This window comes from Rhodococcoides corynebacterioides (genome assembly GCF_019834675.1).
GTDB lineage: Bacteria > Actinomycetota > Actinomycetes > Mycobacteriales > Mycobacteriaceae > Rhodococcoides > Rhodococcoides corynebacterioides_A.
This window is the reverse complement of sequence record NZ_JABUBU010000026.1, coordinates 25,453-39,160: the sequence shown is the minus strand read 5'-3', so window position 1 is coordinate 39,160 and position 13,708 is coordinate 25,453. Positions and strand designations below refer to the sequence as shown.

The window sequence follows — 13,708 nt, the reverse complement described above, 5'->3', positions numbered from 1 at the left end:
GGGCGGCGGGGCGGGGTGAACACGTCGCGCAGTATGCCCGCCGCCACCGACAGGCTCGTCGATCGCCGTGTCGGACGGCGGTGCTTTCATGGACCTCGTGCTCCACGGACTCTGGACCCCCGGATCGGGGCTGCTGCTGTGGCAGGACCGTGCGGTGTCGGACGGGGACGGGCTCGCGGGGGACGGTGGGGAGGGCCACGACGATCTGCCGCCCTTCCTCGCCCGGGTGATGGCCCGGCGTCTGCGACACACCGCGTCCGTGACCATGCCCGCGGCCGCCGGTGCGGCGGACCGCGTGGAGGCCGTGCCGGCGGCCGCACTCGCGCCGATGGAGGCGGCGGATCTGTTGCGCCGGGTGCCGCTGGTGCACCCCGCCCTGTCCGGCGACCTGCGGTACCTCGCCGCGGTGACGCGGGGGCTCGAGCGGTGGGCGCGGGCCGGTCGGGTGGTGCCCCACCAGGTGCGGCTCGAGAACCGGTGGTGGCTGCGGTGGCGGCTGCTCGGCGACGAGCATCAACGCGGGTGGCGCGCCGAGCTGCTGGCCGCCATGCCGCCGGTCCAGCGCGCCGAGGGCGACCCCGCCGTGGTGCTCGACGACCTGATCGCCGAGCTCACGGACCCGGTCGTGCGCCACGTCCTCGGCCGGCCGGACGTCCACCATCCGTTGCTCGTGGCGCTGGTGGAGGAGGAGCCGTACGAGGACGGATCGACTCGATCCGAGCAGGCCCTCGATCGGTGGCGGGACAGTCTGCGGGGCGACGACGCCACCCTGGTCCTGCGGCTGGTCGAGCCCGACGATCTCGATCAGGACCTCGACCAGTACGACGACCAGCACGACGGAGGCGACGCGCGCGCCGCGCCCGACGGCGAGAACCGCACGCCGTCCGCCCTGTGGCGCCTCCAGGTGCTGGTGCGACCGGACGGCGAAGCGCCGCAACCGGTCTCGCTTCGGCCGGGTGCGGGGGTGGCCGACACCGAGAAGTTCCGCGGCGCGCTCCGGGCCCTGGCGGAGGCCGCCGGGGCCTACCCACCGCTCGCCCGCGCCGTCACCGCGCCGGGCTCGGTGGACCTGCTGTTGCCGACCGAGATGGTGCTGGACTTCGTCGTCTCCGGTGTGCGCGCCGTGCAGAGCGTGGGAGTCGACGTGCTCCTGCCGCGGGAGTGGGCCCGCGTCGAGACCTCGATGCGGCTGACCGTGGACGCGCCGCCGTCGCCGACCACCAAGGACTCCGCCGTGGGGCTCGACCGGTTGGTGGAGTACGACTGGCAGGTCGCGGTCGGCGACATGGTGCTGTCCGCGGAGGAGATGGCCCGCCTGGCGTCGTCGAAGGCCGACCTGGTGCGGGTGCGCGGCAAGTGGGTCCATGCGGACGGCGCCGTGCTGGCTCGGGCCATCGACTACGTGGAGCGGCACCGGGCGCCGACCTCGGTCCCGTTGGCGTCGGCGCTCGGACAGCTGGCGGCGTCCGAGCCGCCTCCCGTCCCGGTCACGGACGTCGCCGCCACCGGGTGGGTCGCCGCGCTGCTCGACAGCGACCGGCGGCCCGAGCCGGTCGAGATCCCGTCGTCGGTGCGCGCGACGTTGCGGCCCTATCAGGAGCGCGGCGTGCGGTGGCTCGCGTTCATGAGTTCGCTCGGACTCGGCGCGATCCTCGCCGACGACATGGGTCTGGGGAAGACCGTGCAGATCCTGGTGCTGCTCGGATCGGAGCGGGCGGCGACGCCGGCGCAGGACCGGCGACCGACGCTCGTGGTGGCACCGATGTCGGTGGTCGGCAACTGGGCTCGGGAGGCGGCGACGTTCGTGCCCGATCTGACCGTCCACGTGCATCACGGTGCCGGTCGGGTCACGGGGGAGGACCTGCAGGCGGTGATCGCGTCGTCCGACGTCGTCGTCACCACGTACGCCCTCCTGGCCCGCGACGTCTCGGCGCTCGCCGCCGCCCGGTGGCGGCGGGTGGTCCTGGACGAGGCCCAGCACATCAAGAACAGCGGTACCGCGCAGGCGCGGGCGGCGCGCGCCGTCCCGGCCGAGCACCGGATCGCGCTGACGGGAACGCCGGTGGAGAACCGGCTCGAGGAGCTGCGCTCGATCGTCGACTTCTGCAATCCGGGGTTGCTCGGCGGCGCGGCGGTGTTCCGGGCACGGTTCGCGGTGCCGATCGAGCGCGAGGGCGATCAGCACGCCCTGGCCCGATTGCGTTCCCTCACGGCACCGTTCGTGCTGCGGCGGGTCAAGACGGACCGGACGGTCATCGCGGATCTGCCCGAGAAGTTCGAGATGACGGTCCGCACCAACCTCACGGCCGAGCAGGCGAGTCTGTACCAGGCAGTGGTCGACGAGACGATGCGGCAGATCGACGACGCGGAGGGGATGGAGCGCAAGGGCGCCGTCCTCGCCGCGCTGACCCGGCTCAAGCAGGTGTGCAACCACCCCGCCCACTTCCTCGCGGACGGGTCGACCGTGCTGCGCCGCGGTCGTCACCGCTCGGGCAAGGTGGCACTGGTCGAGGACATCCTCGACTCCGTGCTCGCTGACGGGGAGAAGGCTTTGGTCTTCACGCAGTTCGCCGCCTTCGGGCGACTGGTGGTGCCGTATCTGGAGGACCGTTTCGGGGTCGAGGTGCCGTTCCTGCACGGCGGGGTGCGCAAGCGGGGACGGGACGAGATGGTGGCCCGCTTCCAGTCGAGCGACGGGCCGCCGATCCTGCTGGCCACCGTGAAGGCGGGTGGCACCGGGCTGACGCTCACGGCGGCCAACCACGTGGTCCACCTCGACCGGTGGTGGAACCCGGCGGTGGAGAACCAGGCGACCGACCGGGCCTTCCGCATCGGCCAGCGCCGGGACGTCCAGGTGCGCAAACTCGTCTGCGTGGGAACCGTGGAGGAGCGGATCGACGAGATCCTCACCGGCAAGGCCGGTCTCGCGGACATGGCGGTGGGGGCGGGGGAGAACTGGATCACCGAGCTCTCGACCGGCGAGCTGCGGTCCCTGTTGTCGCTCTCGGACGAGGCGGTGGGCGAATGACGCCGCGTCCGATCGAGTACGGGCCGCGCCGGCGCGTGAAGAACGGCGTGCAGGCGACGACGGCGCGCGGCAAGTTCGGCGCCACCTGGTGGGGTCGACGGTTCGTCGAGACGATGGAGGGCCTGGCGGAGGACGGCCGCCTCGCCCGGGGGCGCACCTATGCCCGTGGTGGACAGGTGATCTCGCTCGCGGTGCTGCCCGGCCGCATCGAGGGCGACGTGCAGGGCAGCCAGGTCGAGCCCTTTTCCGCCACGGTGACGATCGCGACACTCGACCCCTTCGACACCGAGGAGGTCGTCGAGACCGTCCGTCGCTCGCCCGGCATGCTGACGGCTCTGGCGTCGGGGGTGTTGCCGCAGGAGCTCGGACGCTGGCTGCTGCCGTCGAGTGCGTCCGACCTGCGCTTCGACTGCTCGTGTCCGGACCACGGGTCGCCGTGCAAGCACGCCGCGGCCTTGACGTATCTCACCGCGGAGCGCATCGACGCCGATCCCACCCGGCTGCTGGTCCTGCGCGGACTGTCCGTCGACGCGATCGTGGGGGACACCGAGGACGACGCCGGGTCCCTGGTGGATCCGTCCGACCATTTCGGGGACGCCACCGTACTGCCGGCGCTTCCCGACGTGCCCTTCGCCGCGGCTCCGGACGATCTGGAGGAGAACGCGCTGCTCACCGCGCTGCGGACGGCCGAGGTGGGGGAGGCCGCCGTCCGCGACGGGGTGGCGGAGCTGATGTCCCTGTACCGGCGGCTGGGCGGATTCTGACCCGGCCGTAGACATGCATGGACGTCCAACCATAGGATGACCGCTATCAACGACGAAGGTGGTTCCATGGCTCTCGATCAGTCCCCGTCCGACGGCGCTCCCCGCGAACTGACGCATTTCGTCGGCGGCAAGCACACTCCCGGCCGCTCCGGTCGCTTCGCCGACGTGTTCGACCCCAACACCGGTGCCGTGCAGGCGCGGGTTCCGTTGGCCTCGGCCGACGAGGTGTCGGACGCGATCGCCGATTCCGAGGCGGCGCAGCGCGAGTGGGCGATGCAGAACCCGCAGAAGCGCGCCCGCGTGCTCATGCGGTTCCTCGCCCTGGTGCAGGCCGAGATGGACTCCCTGGCGCAGTTGCTCTCCTCCGAGCACGGCAAGACCGTCGCCGACGCCAAGGGCGACATCCAGCGCGGCCTCGAAGTGGTCGAGTTCGCGACCGGTATCCCCCACCTGCTCAAGGGCGAGTTCACCGAGAGCGCGGGCACCGGTATCGACGTCTACTCGATGCGTCAGCCGCTCGGTGTGGTCGCCGGCATCACCCCGTTCAACTTCCCGGCGATGATTCCGCTCTGGAAGGCCGCGCCGGCCATCGCGTGCGGCAACGCGTTCGTGCTCAAGCCCTCCGAGCGTGACCCCTCCGTCCCGCTGCGCCTGGCGGAGCTGTTCCTCGAGGCGGGCGGCCCGCCCGGGATCTTCACCGTCGTCAACGGCGACAAGGAGGCGGTCGACGCGTTGCTGACCGACGAGCGCATCCGCGCCGTCGGCTTCGTCGGGTCCACGCCGATCGCGCAGTACATCTACGAGACCGCCGCTGCGCACGGCAAGCGCGCGCAGTGCTTCGGTGGGGCCAAGAACCACGCGATCGTCATGCCCGACGCCGATCTCGACGAGGTGGCCGACGCCCTCATCGGCGCCGGCTACGGCAGCGCGGGTGAGCGCTGCATGGCCATCTCCGTCGCCGTTCCGGTCGGCGAGGAGACGGCGGAGGCGTTGCGCGCCAAGCTCGTCGAGCGCGTCGAGAAGCTCAGCGTCGGGCGCAGTGACGACGCCGCCAGCGACTTCGGGCCACTGGTGTCCGCCGACGCGGTCGAGCGCGTGAACCACTACGTGCAGATCGGGGTCGACGAGGGCGCCGACCTCGTCGTCGACGGCCGCGGATTCTCCCTGGCCGGCCACGAGAACGGATTCTTCACGGGCGCCTCGCTCTTCGACCGGGTGACGCCGGAGATGCGCATCTACCAGGAGGAGATCTTCGGTCCCGTCCTGCAGATCGTCCGTGCGGCCGACTACGAGGAGGCGCTGCGCCTGCCGTCGGCCCACGAGTACGGCAACGGCGTGGCCATCTTCACTCGCGACGGTGACACCGCGCGCGACTTCACCGCGCGGGTGAACGTCGGCATGGTCGGGGTCAACGTGCCGATCCCGGTGCCGATCGCCTACCACACGTTCGGCGGCTGGAAGCGGTCCGGTTTCGGCGACCTCAACCAGCACGGACCGGACTCGGTGCGCTTCTACACCAAGACCAAGACGGTGACGCAGCGGTGGCCCAGCGGTCGCAAGGAAGCGGTCGCCCAGAATCACTTCGTCATTCCGACGATGGACTGATCGCATGGCCCTGGATCCGTTCGCGCTCGACGAGGACGAGCGCGCGATCGCCGACACCGCAGCGGATTTCGCCGCGGAGTTCCTGGCGCCGAACGCGGTGGAGTGGGACCGGGAGAAGCACTTTCCGGTCGACGTGCTCCGCAAGGCGGCGGCGCTGGGCATGGGCGGCATCTACGTCACCGAGGACGTGGGCGGCTCGGGCCTGCGCCGGGTCGACGCCGTTCGCATCTTCGAGAAGCTGGCCGGCGGCGATCCGTCCGTGGCGGCCTACCTGTCCATCCACAACATGGTCGCCTGGATGATCGACACCTACGGCAGCGACGAGCAGCGCCGCCGGTGGCTGCCGTCGCTGTGCGCGATGGACCAGCTCGGCAGCTACTGCCTGACCGAGCCGGGTGCCGGTTCGGACGCGGCGGCCCTGTCCACCAAGGCCGTTCGCGACGGGGACCACTGGGTGCTCACCGGGGTCAAGCAGTTCATCTCCGGGGCCGGGACGTCGGGCGTCTACGTCGTCATGGCGCGGACCGGGGGCCCCGGCCCGTCGGGGATCTCCGCGTTCGTCGTCGAGAAGGACACGACGGGACTGTCGTTCGGCCCCAACGAGGTCAAGATGGGGTGGAACGCCCAGCCGACCCGGCAGGTGATTCTCGACGGCGTTCGCGTGCCGGCCGACCACCTCCTCGGCGGCGAGGGCAACGGATTCCGCATCGCGATGAACGGACTGAACGGCGGGCGCATCAACATCGCGGCGTGCTCGCTCGGCGGCGCCGCCGCGGCGTTCGACACCGCGGTGCGGTATCTCGCCGATCGCCGCGCGTTCGGTGCCCGTCTGCTCGACGCCCAGGCCCTGCAGTTCCGGCTCGCCGACATGCGGACCGATCTCGAGGCCGCCCGCGTGCTGCTGCTGCGGGCCGCGGCGGCTCTCGACGCCGACGCCCCGGACAAGGTGTCCCTCTGCGCGATGGCGAAGAAGTTCACCACCGACACCGGCTTCACCGTCGCCAACGACGCGCTGCAGCTGCTCGGCGGGTACGGCTACTTGAGCGAGTACGGACTCGAGAAGATCGTGCGCGATCTCCGAGTGCACCAGATCCTGGAAGGAACCAACGAAGTGATGCGACTCGTCATCGCCCGGTCCGTGGTGGGCGCGGCATGACCGACACCCCCAGCGAACCCGAGGTCCTTCTCGGCGTCGACCGCGGCGTCGCGACGATCACGCTGAACCGGCCACGCGCGATCAACGCGCTCAGCCACGCGATGGTGCGGACCATCGACGCCGCCCTGATCGACTGGGCGGCGGACCCGGCCGTGCGCGTCGTGCTGATCACCGGCAACGGCGAGCGCGGGCTGTGCGCGGGTGGGGACATCGTCGCCATCCACGACGACGCCAAGGCCAAGCCGGGCGCGAACTGGCCCACGGGCTCGGCCACGGCGCAGTTCTGGCGCGACGAGTACACGATGAACGCCCGCATCCATCGCTACCCCAAGCCGGTCGTCGCCGTCATGGCCGGCGCAGTGATGGGCGGCGGCGTGGGCATCTCGGCGCACGCGTCGGTCCGCGTGGTCACCGACACCGCCAAGGTCGCGATGCCGGAGGTCGGCATCGGCTTCGTGCCCGACGTCGGCGGCACCTACCTCCTCGCCCGCACCCCCGGCGAGATCGGCACACACCTCGCCCTCACCACGGCGCGCATGACGGCCGGCGACGCGATCGCCGCCGGATTCGCCGACCACTACGTGCCCACGGGTGACCTCGAGGCCTTCGTCGAGGCGCTGCACACGGGCACCGTCGACACCGCACTCTCCCTCGCGTCCACCGCACCCGACTCGACCCTCGCCGCACACCGGACGTGGATCGACGACGCCTACGCCGGCGACGACGCCGCCGAGATCGTCGCCCGCCTCCGGCGCGCCGGGATCGACGAGGCCGTCGCCGCGGCGGACGCCATCGAGTCCAAATCGCCCACCTCCGTCGTCGTCACGCTGCGGTCACTGCGCCGCGCCGCCGCCGCGACGTCGCTCGAGGAGGTCCTCGACGAGGAGTACCGCGTGTCGATCGCCTCGCTCGACTCACCCGACCTGGTCGAAGGCATCCGGGCGCAGGTCGTCGACAAGGACCGGCAGCCGTCCTGGCGACCGGCGTCCCTCGACGCGGTGACCGCCGCGGACGTCGATCGCTTCTTCGCCCCCCTCGGCGACGCCGAACTCGGTCTCGCCTCCCGCGCCGAGCCCCTCGACCCCACCCCACCCGTACGCGAAGGATCCCCCGCATGACCACTGTCGCCTTCCTCGGCCTCGGCCACATGGGTGGACCCATGGCCGCCAACCTCGTCGCCGCCGGGCACGAGGTCCGGGGCTTCGACCCCGTGCCCGCGTCGCAGGACGCCGCTCGGGCGAGCGGCGTGACCGTCGCCGACTCCGCCGCCCGGGCGGTGGCCGGGGCGTCCGTCGTCGTGACGATGCTGCCGAGCGGCCGTCACGTCCTGGACTGCTACGCCGAGATCGTGCCCGTGGCCGAGCCCGGCACCCTCTTCGTGGACTCGTCGACCATCGACGTCGCCGACGCCCGCGCCGCGGCCGAGGTCGCCACCTCGGCGGGCCACCGCGCCGTCGACGCGCCCGTGTCCGGCGGGGTCGGGGGAGCGACCGCCGGCACGCTGACGTTCATGGTCGGCGGGCCCGACGACGACGTCGCCGCGGCCACGCCGCTGCTCGAGATCATGGGGCGCAAGGTCGTGCACTGCGGCCAGGGCGGCAACGGTCAGGCCGCGAAGGTCTGCAACAACATGATTCTCGGCATCTCGATGGTCGCGGTGAGCGAGGCGTTCGTGCTCGGCGAGAAGCTCGGCCTGACCAACCAGGCACTGTTCGACGTGGCGTCCACCGCGTCCGGCCAGTGCTGGGCACTGACCACCAATTGTCCGGTGCCGGGGCCGGTTCCGACCTCGCCCGCGAACAACGACTACACCCCCGGTTTCGCCGCCGCGCTCATGCGCAAGGATCTCGGCCTCGCCGCCGAGGCGGTGCGCGCGAACGGCGTCGAGGCCCGGATGGGCCTGCTGGCCGCCGAGCTCTACGAGGAGTACGCCCGCGAGCACGGCGGAACCGACTTCTCCGGCATCGTCCAGGACATCCGCGAGCGGTCGGGGGAGACGGCGTGACGGGAGCATCGGGGGCCCACGAGACCATCGAGACCTCGGTGTCGGGCCGGGTCGCCGTGATCCGGCTGCACCGGCCGAAGGCACTGAACGCGCTGAACTCCACCCTCATGCACGAGGTGGTTGCCGCAGCGGAGCAGTTCGACGCCGATCCGGAGATCGGGTGCATCGTGCTCCTCGGATCCGATCGGGCGTTCGCCGCCGGAGCGGACATCAAGGAGATGCAGACCAAGACGTACGCCGACGTCCACGGCGGGGACCTCTTCACCGAGTGGGACCGGTTCGCCGCGGTGCGGACACCGACGCTCGCGGCGGTCGCCGGCTACGCCCTCGGCGGGGGCTGCGAGGTCGCCATGATGTGCGACGTGCTGCTCGCGGCGGACACGGCGCAGTTCGGTCAACCCGAGATCACACTGGGCACGATTCCGGGAATCGGTGGCTCGCAACGGCTCACGCACGCGGTCGGCAAGGCCAAGGCCATGGAGATGTGCCTGACGGGTCGGCGCATGGGCGCCGAGGAGGCCGAGCGGGCCGGGCTGGTCTCACGAATCGTCCCGGCAGCCGACCTCGAGGCCGAGGCGATGACGACGGCGCAGACCATCGCGTCGCAGTCGCTGCCCGTGGCGATGCTGGCCAAGGAGGCGGTGAACCGCGCGTTCGAATCCACGCTCGCCGAGGGAGTTCGCTTCGAGCGTCGGGTCTTCCACGCCACGTTCGCGACGGAGGACCGGGCCGAGGGCATGGCCGCGTTCGTCGAGAAGCGCACGCCGGAGTTCCGGCACCGGTGACGTCCCGCTGGTGACCGACGGTCTCCGTCGGTCACCAGCCGGAGTCGTCCTCGTCGTCGAAATCGCCTGCCCGGCGGCGGACCCCGGCGAGGATGGCGACCAGGGAGTCCAGATCCCGCCCGGCCAGCCCCGGCTTGCCGAAGACCCGCTCGTTGAGTTGCTCGGTGGCGGACACGGCCAATCGCCGTCCGCTGTCGGTGATCTCGACCAGCGTGGTGCGGCGGTCGGTGGGGTGGGGGACGCGGGTGACCAGGCCCGCCTTCTCGAGTCGGTCGACCGCGTTGGTCACCGACGTCGGGTGAACCTGTAGTCGCGCACTGGCTTTCGCCATGGGGAGCGCCCCGGTGCGGGTGAAGGTGAGCAGGGTCAGCAGTTCGTAGCGGGCGAACGTGAGTCCGGTGGGTTTGAGCACTTCGTCGACGCGGGCCATCATGATCTGCTGCACGCGCATGATCGACGTCACCGCTGCCATGCCGTCCGCGGCGTCGGTCCATCCGTGCCGGACCCATTGCCGATGGGCCTCGGCGATCGGGTCGAGCGGGAGCTTCGGTGCGGAGGGCATGGGTCGATCTTTCCACGACGATGCCCCGTGGTCAGTGTATGCGCGCGAACGCCCGCTGTTCACACCAGTCACATCAGTATCATGCGACACTTCGGTATCACTTGGGTCTCGACCGCCGTGATGTGCCGGAACGCGTGGTGAACTCGTACCGAGCAGTCCGTGCGGGGATCCGTCCGTCCGGGCTCCGACCCACCACCGCACCGCCCGACTCCAGGAGAGATCATGCGTACTTCCCGACGACTCCGGCGCACTGTCGCCGGCCTCGCCCTCGCGTGCGCCGGAGCGCTCGCGGTCCCTGCCGTGGCCACCGCCGAGCCCGCCACGCCGACCACCCCGACCACCCCGGCCACCGGAGTGAACCCGCTGCTCGCCGCCATCGCCGCGCTCGAGGGCACCGGATCCGGTGACGGCACGGGATCCGCCGAGGGCACCGACCCCACCGACCCCGTCGGCGACGCACTGGACGCCGCCCGCGCCGTCCTGGGCGCCGCACCCACCGTCGACGTCGCGGAGCCCGACGGCAACCCCCTCGCCCTCGTGGACGCTGCGAACGGCCTGCTCCAGGGCTTCGGGCTCACACCGTTCTTCTACCCGACCGCGGCCTTGAACTGCTCGGCCCTTCCCGGTGTGCCGTTCGGCGTCGTTCCGGCCGTGGCCGGCGCGGCCCCCGGCCCCTACACGCCGACGATCCCCGGCGTCGGCGCTCTGCCCACCCTGCCCAATGTCGACACCAGCATCGCCGACCCCGGCGAGACGCTCTACGCCTTCGTGCCCGCCCCCGGCGGCATCGTGAACGACGCCGCGAACAAGTCCGGCATGCAGGTCGCGTGGTTCAACGTCAACACGCTGAAGGGCGGCTTCGCCGACATGGGCGGGCTCACCGACGTCATCTCCGCCGAGGTCATCGACGGCCTGCCCCCGTTGCTCCAGGGTCCGGCCCGTGACCTGGTGCAGCGCAACCTCGGTGCCTTCCCCAGCGCCGGCGTGCGCCTCGCGCCCGTGGCCACCGGGTCCGGCACCGTGCTCGCCGCGGTCTTCGGCCAGGTGACGCACGACGGCAAGACCTGCGCATTCTTCCCCACGGTGGGCCTGACGCAGGTCCCCTGACCGCACTCGCCTCGAGCGAACGGGCCCCGGTGATCACGCCGGGGCCCGTTCTGCTGTGGTCTCCTCGCGGCCTACCCTCCGTGTCATGACAGCGGGTGAGGCAGCGGAGTGGACGGGGGAGTGGGCGGGACAGGGGATCGACGTCGCGGTCCACGACCCGACCGACGACCCGTCCGCCCTGGTGGTCCTCGCGCACGGCGCGGGCAGCGACAGGAACGCGCCGGTGCTCGTCGCCGTGGCGACGGAACTGGCGTCGCGCGGGCTGCGCGTGGTGCGCACGACGCTGCCGTTCCGACAGCAGCGGCCGACGGGGCCGCCGAACCGCGCGGGCGCCGCCGCGGATCGCGCCGGCATCGCCGCCGCCGTCGAGTGGGCGGTGGCGCGAGAACGTCGTCGCCCGACGGTGATCGTCGGCGGCCATTCCTACGGCGGTCGGCAGGCCTCGATGCTGGCGGCCGAGAACCCGGCCGTGGCCGACGGGTTGCTTCTGCTGAGCTATCCGCTGCATCCGCCCCGGAAGCCGGACGTGCTGCGGGTGGACCACTTTCCGGCGATCACGGTGCCGACGGTGGTCGTGCACGGCAGCAAGGACCCGTTCGCGACGAGCGAGGAACTGACCCGCGAGGTGCGCACGATCCCGGCGTCGGTCCGCGTGGTCACGGTGGAGGGGGCGGGCCACGATCTGGCCCCGAACCGCAAGCCCACGGCGACGCTCACCGCGGATGCGGTGGAGGGCGAGTGGGTGCGGCGAGAAGAGTGAAAACGAGTGCCCCCGGCAGGATTCGAACCTGCGGCCTTCCGCTCCGGAGGCGGACGCTCTATCCCCTGAGCTACGGGGGCGCACCGGAGAACCGGTGTGCCGATCGGGCTGTCACAGACTAGCGCATGCCGACGATCAGATCGGCGCGGCCCCCTTCTCGGTCAGCATCTGCGTCATGAGCTGCGACTCCGACTGCTGCGTGTCCACCATGGTCTGGGCCAACTGCCGAACGACGGCCGTGCTCGCGTGCATCGCGCCGTACTCCATCATCGGCAGTCCGCCCTGGTGGTGGCGCAGCATCAACTGCAGGAACAGCACGTCCGCCGCCGGGCCGGTGGCGGCCCGCAGGTTCGTCATGTCCTGCGCCGTGGCCATGCCCGGCATCGCCGCGACGGTGCCGTCGCCGGATCCCGACGTGCCCGTCATCCCCGCCATGCCGCCTCCGCCGTGACCGCCGTGGCCGGAGTCGGTGGACATCCAGCCCATGTAGCCCCCGGTCGGGAGCGGGGGAGCGTCCCACAGTGCGAGCCATCCCTGCATCTGCCCCACCTGGTTCTGCTGGGTGGTGAGAATGTCGTACGCGAGGTTGCGGACGAGGGGGTCGGTGGCGGAACCCAGTGCGACGGTGGCCATCTCGATGGCCTGGTTGTGGTGCACCGTCATGTCCTGCGCGAAACCGACGTCCACCGAGTCGAGCGCGGGGTGGGGCGGGGTGTCGTCCCGCAGGGGCAGCTGCGCGAGGAAGCCGACGGCGAATCCCACGAGCAGGAGCGCCACGGCGCCGAGAACCAGGAGAGGGCCGCGCTGGCTGCGCCGGGGCGCGTCCGTGGTCGGCTCGGTCACGGCGTCGGCACGACGGGCTGGGCCGGATCGGCCGGCAGCTGCGCGGGATCGGTCAGCTCGGTGCTGTCGGGGGTGATGCCCTCACCGGACATCGGCACCGCGTCCGGTCCCGGCGGCGTCGGGTCGAACGGCGGCGGGTTGTCGGGATCGAACGTCTGCGGCGTGGTGGAGCAGCTCGCACCGACCTCGGGGTACTGGTAGCGGTTCAGGCGCAGCGCGGCGATGAAGTGGTCGATGCGCGGGTCGTCGACACTGTCGAGCTTCAACTGGTGACCCCACGACTGCAGCGACACCGGTGAGTCCAGCCCCGGGTAGGCGGACATGAGCATGTACTGCTGGCCGTCGACCTTCGCCGCGAGCGTGGCGATCTGGTCCTCGGAGAGCTCGTCCGGGTTGTACGCGATCCACACGGCGCCGTGCTCGAGCGAGTGCACGGCGTTCTCGGTCCGCAGACCGTTCGGGTAGACGGTGCCCATGCAGTTGGCCCAGATCTGATCGTGCGGGCCACCGAACGGCGGCGACTGGTCGTAGGCGACGCGCTGCGTTCCGGTGACGTGGAGCGCGGCCGGGTACTGCTGGATCTGCACGCCCTCGATGGCCGTCGAGGGGTCCTGGTTGGACTCGCTGGGCGCGAACCGCTGCGCCTCGGCGCGGTCCTGGTACTTCGGCACCAGGTTGATCGCGAGGGCCACGATGAGGCCGAGAACGACCACGACGGCGCCGATGGTCAGCCACGGCACGTTCCGGCCCGCGGCGCCCCCGGTGCGGGCGGGGACCCCGCCCTTGGTCTTGCTCTTCCTGCCGGCCGCCTTGATGGCCTTGGCCGATTTCGATCCGGACTTGTCGGAACCGCTGGGCATCGTCGGAGTGCTCTTTCGGTCGTGGGTCATGTCGCCGCCGACGCTCGTCGTCGGGCAGCCGAAGCGCGGCCGACCGGGTCGGCGGGGCGGATCGAGGCTGCCGGCGCGGACGCGCGGCATCCCCACTGTACGGAGCGAGTCCGAGATCGCGCCGACGGCCGCATCCGCTCGCCCGGGCGGCGTGACCGACCACGGTTCGGGGCGCGGGCGTCCGGGCCATAGGATAGGGCCTC

12 protein-coding genes and 1 tRNA gene are annotated in these 13,708 nt (G+C 71.7%); 9 read left to right on the top strand and 4 right to left on the bottom strand.

Annotated elements, in window-relative coordinates:
* Positions 1-88: 88 nt before the first annotated feature.
* The 7 genes from HQ603_RS17130 to HQ603_RS17100 all read left to right on the top strand — a co-directional run bounded on the left by HQ603_RS17130 (position 89) and on the right by HQ603_RS17100 (position 9,343).
* Entirely contained in the window at positions 89-3,028 is a 2,940-nt protein-coding gene (locus HQ603_RS17130; protein WP_222685968.1) for a DEAD/DEAH box helicase, read from the top strand.
* Positions 3,025-3,792, top strand: coding sequence for an SWIM zinc finger family protein (locus HQ603_RS17125; RefSeq protein WP_222685967.1), 768 nt, complete (start codon positions 3,025-3,027; stop codon positions 3,790-3,792). Before HQ603_RS17130 ends, HQ603_RS17125 begins: the two co-directional genes overlap by 4 nt.
* Positions 3,793-3,858: 66 nt before the next feature.
* The gene (locus HQ603_RS17120) at positions 3,859-5,397 is read left to right on the top strand and encodes a CoA-acylating methylmalonate-semialdehyde dehydrogenase (RefSeq protein WP_222685966.1); all 1,539 of its coding nucleotides are present in this window, start codon (positions 3,859-3,861) and stop codon (positions 5,395-5,397) included.
* Positions 5,398-5,401: 4 nt separating this feature from the next.
* A complete protein-coding gene (locus HQ603_RS17115; RefSeq protein ID WP_222685965.1) occupies positions 5,402-6,553 on the top strand; it encodes an acyl-CoA dehydrogenase family protein in 1,152 nt (383 codons plus the stop codon).
* On the top strand, positions 6,550-7,671 hold the full coding sequence (locus HQ603_RS17110; RefSeq protein ID WP_222685964.1) for an enoyl-CoA hydratase/isomerase family protein: 1,122 nt from the start codon (positions 6,550-6,552) through the stop codon (positions 7,669-7,671). The genes HQ603_RS17115 and HQ603_RS17110 overlap by 4 nt, the downstream gene beginning before the upstream one ends.
* A complete protein-coding gene (gene mmsB / locus HQ603_RS17105; RefSeq protein ID WP_222685963.1) occupies positions 7,668-8,558 on the top strand; it encodes a 3-hydroxyisobutyrate dehydrogenase in 891 nt (296 codons plus the stop codon). Before HQ603_RS17110 ends, mmsB begins: the two co-directional genes overlap by 4 nt.
* Positions 8,555-9,343 carry an enoyl-CoA hydratase gene (locus HQ603_RS17100; RefSeq protein ID WP_308126589.1) on the top strand — a complete coding sequence of 263 codons (789 nt, stop codon included), beginning with the start codon at positions 8,555-8,557 and terminating at the stop codon, positions 9,341-9,343. Before mmsB ends, HQ603_RS17100 begins: the two co-directional genes overlap by 4 nt.
* A gap of 31 nt (positions 9,344-9,374) precedes the next feature.
* Here HQ603_RS17100 and HQ603_RS17095 read toward each other — a convergent pair whose 3' ends face one another.
* Entirely contained in the window at positions 9,375-9,905 is a 531-nt protein-coding gene (locus HQ603_RS17095) for a MarR family winged helix-turn-helix transcriptional regulator (protein WP_222685962.1), read from the bottom strand.
* 222 nt (positions 9,906-10,127) lie between these two features.
* Here HQ603_RS17095 and HQ603_RS17090 point away from each other — a divergent pair, with 222 nt between their 5' ends.
* On the top strand, positions 10,128-11,012 hold the full coding sequence (locus HQ603_RS17090; protein ID WP_222685961.1) for a hypothetical protein: 885 nt from the start codon (positions 10,128-10,130) through the stop codon (positions 11,010-11,012).
* Between the two features lie 85 nt (positions 11,013-11,097).
* Positions 11,098-11,772: an alpha/beta hydrolase family protein gene (locus tag HQ603_RS17085; RefSeq protein ID WP_222685960.1), complete on the top strand. Its 675-nt coding sequence runs from the start codon at positions 11,098-11,100 to the stop codon at positions 11,770-11,772.
* Between the two features lie 7 nt (positions 11,773-11,779).
* On the opposite strand, the gene HQ603_RS17080 is transcribed toward HQ603_RS17085, so the two are convergent.
* From HQ603_RS17080 to HQ603_RS17070, 3 genes are all read right to left on the bottom strand, one after another.
* Positions 11,780-11,852 (bottom strand) — tRNA-Arg (locus tag HQ603_RS17080).
* A 55-nt stretch (positions 11,853-11,907) separates the two neighbouring features.
* The gene (locus HQ603_RS17075; protein ID WP_222685959.1) at positions 11,908-12,615 is read right to left on the bottom strand and encodes a DUF305 domain-containing protein; all 708 of its coding nucleotides are present in this window, start codon (positions 12,613-12,615) and stop codon (positions 11,908-11,910) included.
* Entirely contained in the window at positions 12,612-13,475 is an 864-nt protein-coding gene (locus HQ603_RS17070) for a DUF3105 domain-containing protein (RefSeq protein ID WP_222685958.1), read from the bottom strand. The genes HQ603_RS17075 and HQ603_RS17070 overlap by 4 nt, the downstream gene beginning before the upstream one ends.
* Positions 13,476-13,708 lie beyond the last annotated feature (233 nt).

What these genes read in the sequence shown, in the direction of transcription:
- HQ603_RS17130 (WP_222685968.1), top strand. Translation starts at nt 89, where the DNA reads ATGGACCTCGTGCTCCACGGACTCTGGACCCCCGGATCGGGGCTGCTG.
- HQ603_RS17125 (WP_222685967.1), top strand. Translation starts at nt 3,025, where the DNA reads ATGACGCCGCGTCCGATCGAGTACGGGCCGCGCCGGCGCGTGAAGAAC.
- HQ603_RS17120 (WP_222685966.1), top strand. Translation starts at nt 3,859, where the DNA reads ATGGCTCTCGATCAGTCCCCGTCCGACGGCGCTCCCCGCGAACTGACG.
- HQ603_RS17115 (WP_222685965.1), top strand. Translation starts at nt 5,402, where the DNA reads ATGGCCCTGGATCCGTTCGCGCTCGACGAGGACGAGCGCGCGATCGCC.
- HQ603_RS17110 (WP_222685964.1), top strand. Translation starts at nt 6,550, where the DNA reads ATGACCGACACCCCCAGCGAACCCGAGGTCCTTCTCGGCGTCGACCGC.
- mmsB (WP_222685963.1), top strand. Translation starts at nt 7,668, where the DNA reads ATGACCACTGTCGCCTTCCTCGGCCTCGGCCACATGGGTGGACCCATG.
- HQ603_RS17095 (WP_222685962.1), bottom strand. Translation starts at nt 9,905, where the DNA reads ATGCCCTCCGCACCGAAGCTCCCGCTCGACCCGATCGCCGAGGCCCAT.
- HQ603_RS17090 (WP_222685961.1), top strand. Translation starts at nt 10,128, where the DNA reads ATGCGTACTTCCCGACGACTCCGGCGCACTGTCGCCGGCCTCGCCCTC.
- HQ603_RS17085 (WP_222685960.1), top strand. Translation starts at nt 11,098, where the DNA reads ATGACAGCGGGTGAGGCAGCGGAGTGGACGGGGGAGTGGGCGGGACAG.
- HQ603_RS17070 (WP_222685958.1), bottom strand. Translation starts at nt 13,475, where the DNA reads ATGCCCAGCGGTTCCGACAAGTCCGGATCGAAATCGGCCAAGGCCATC.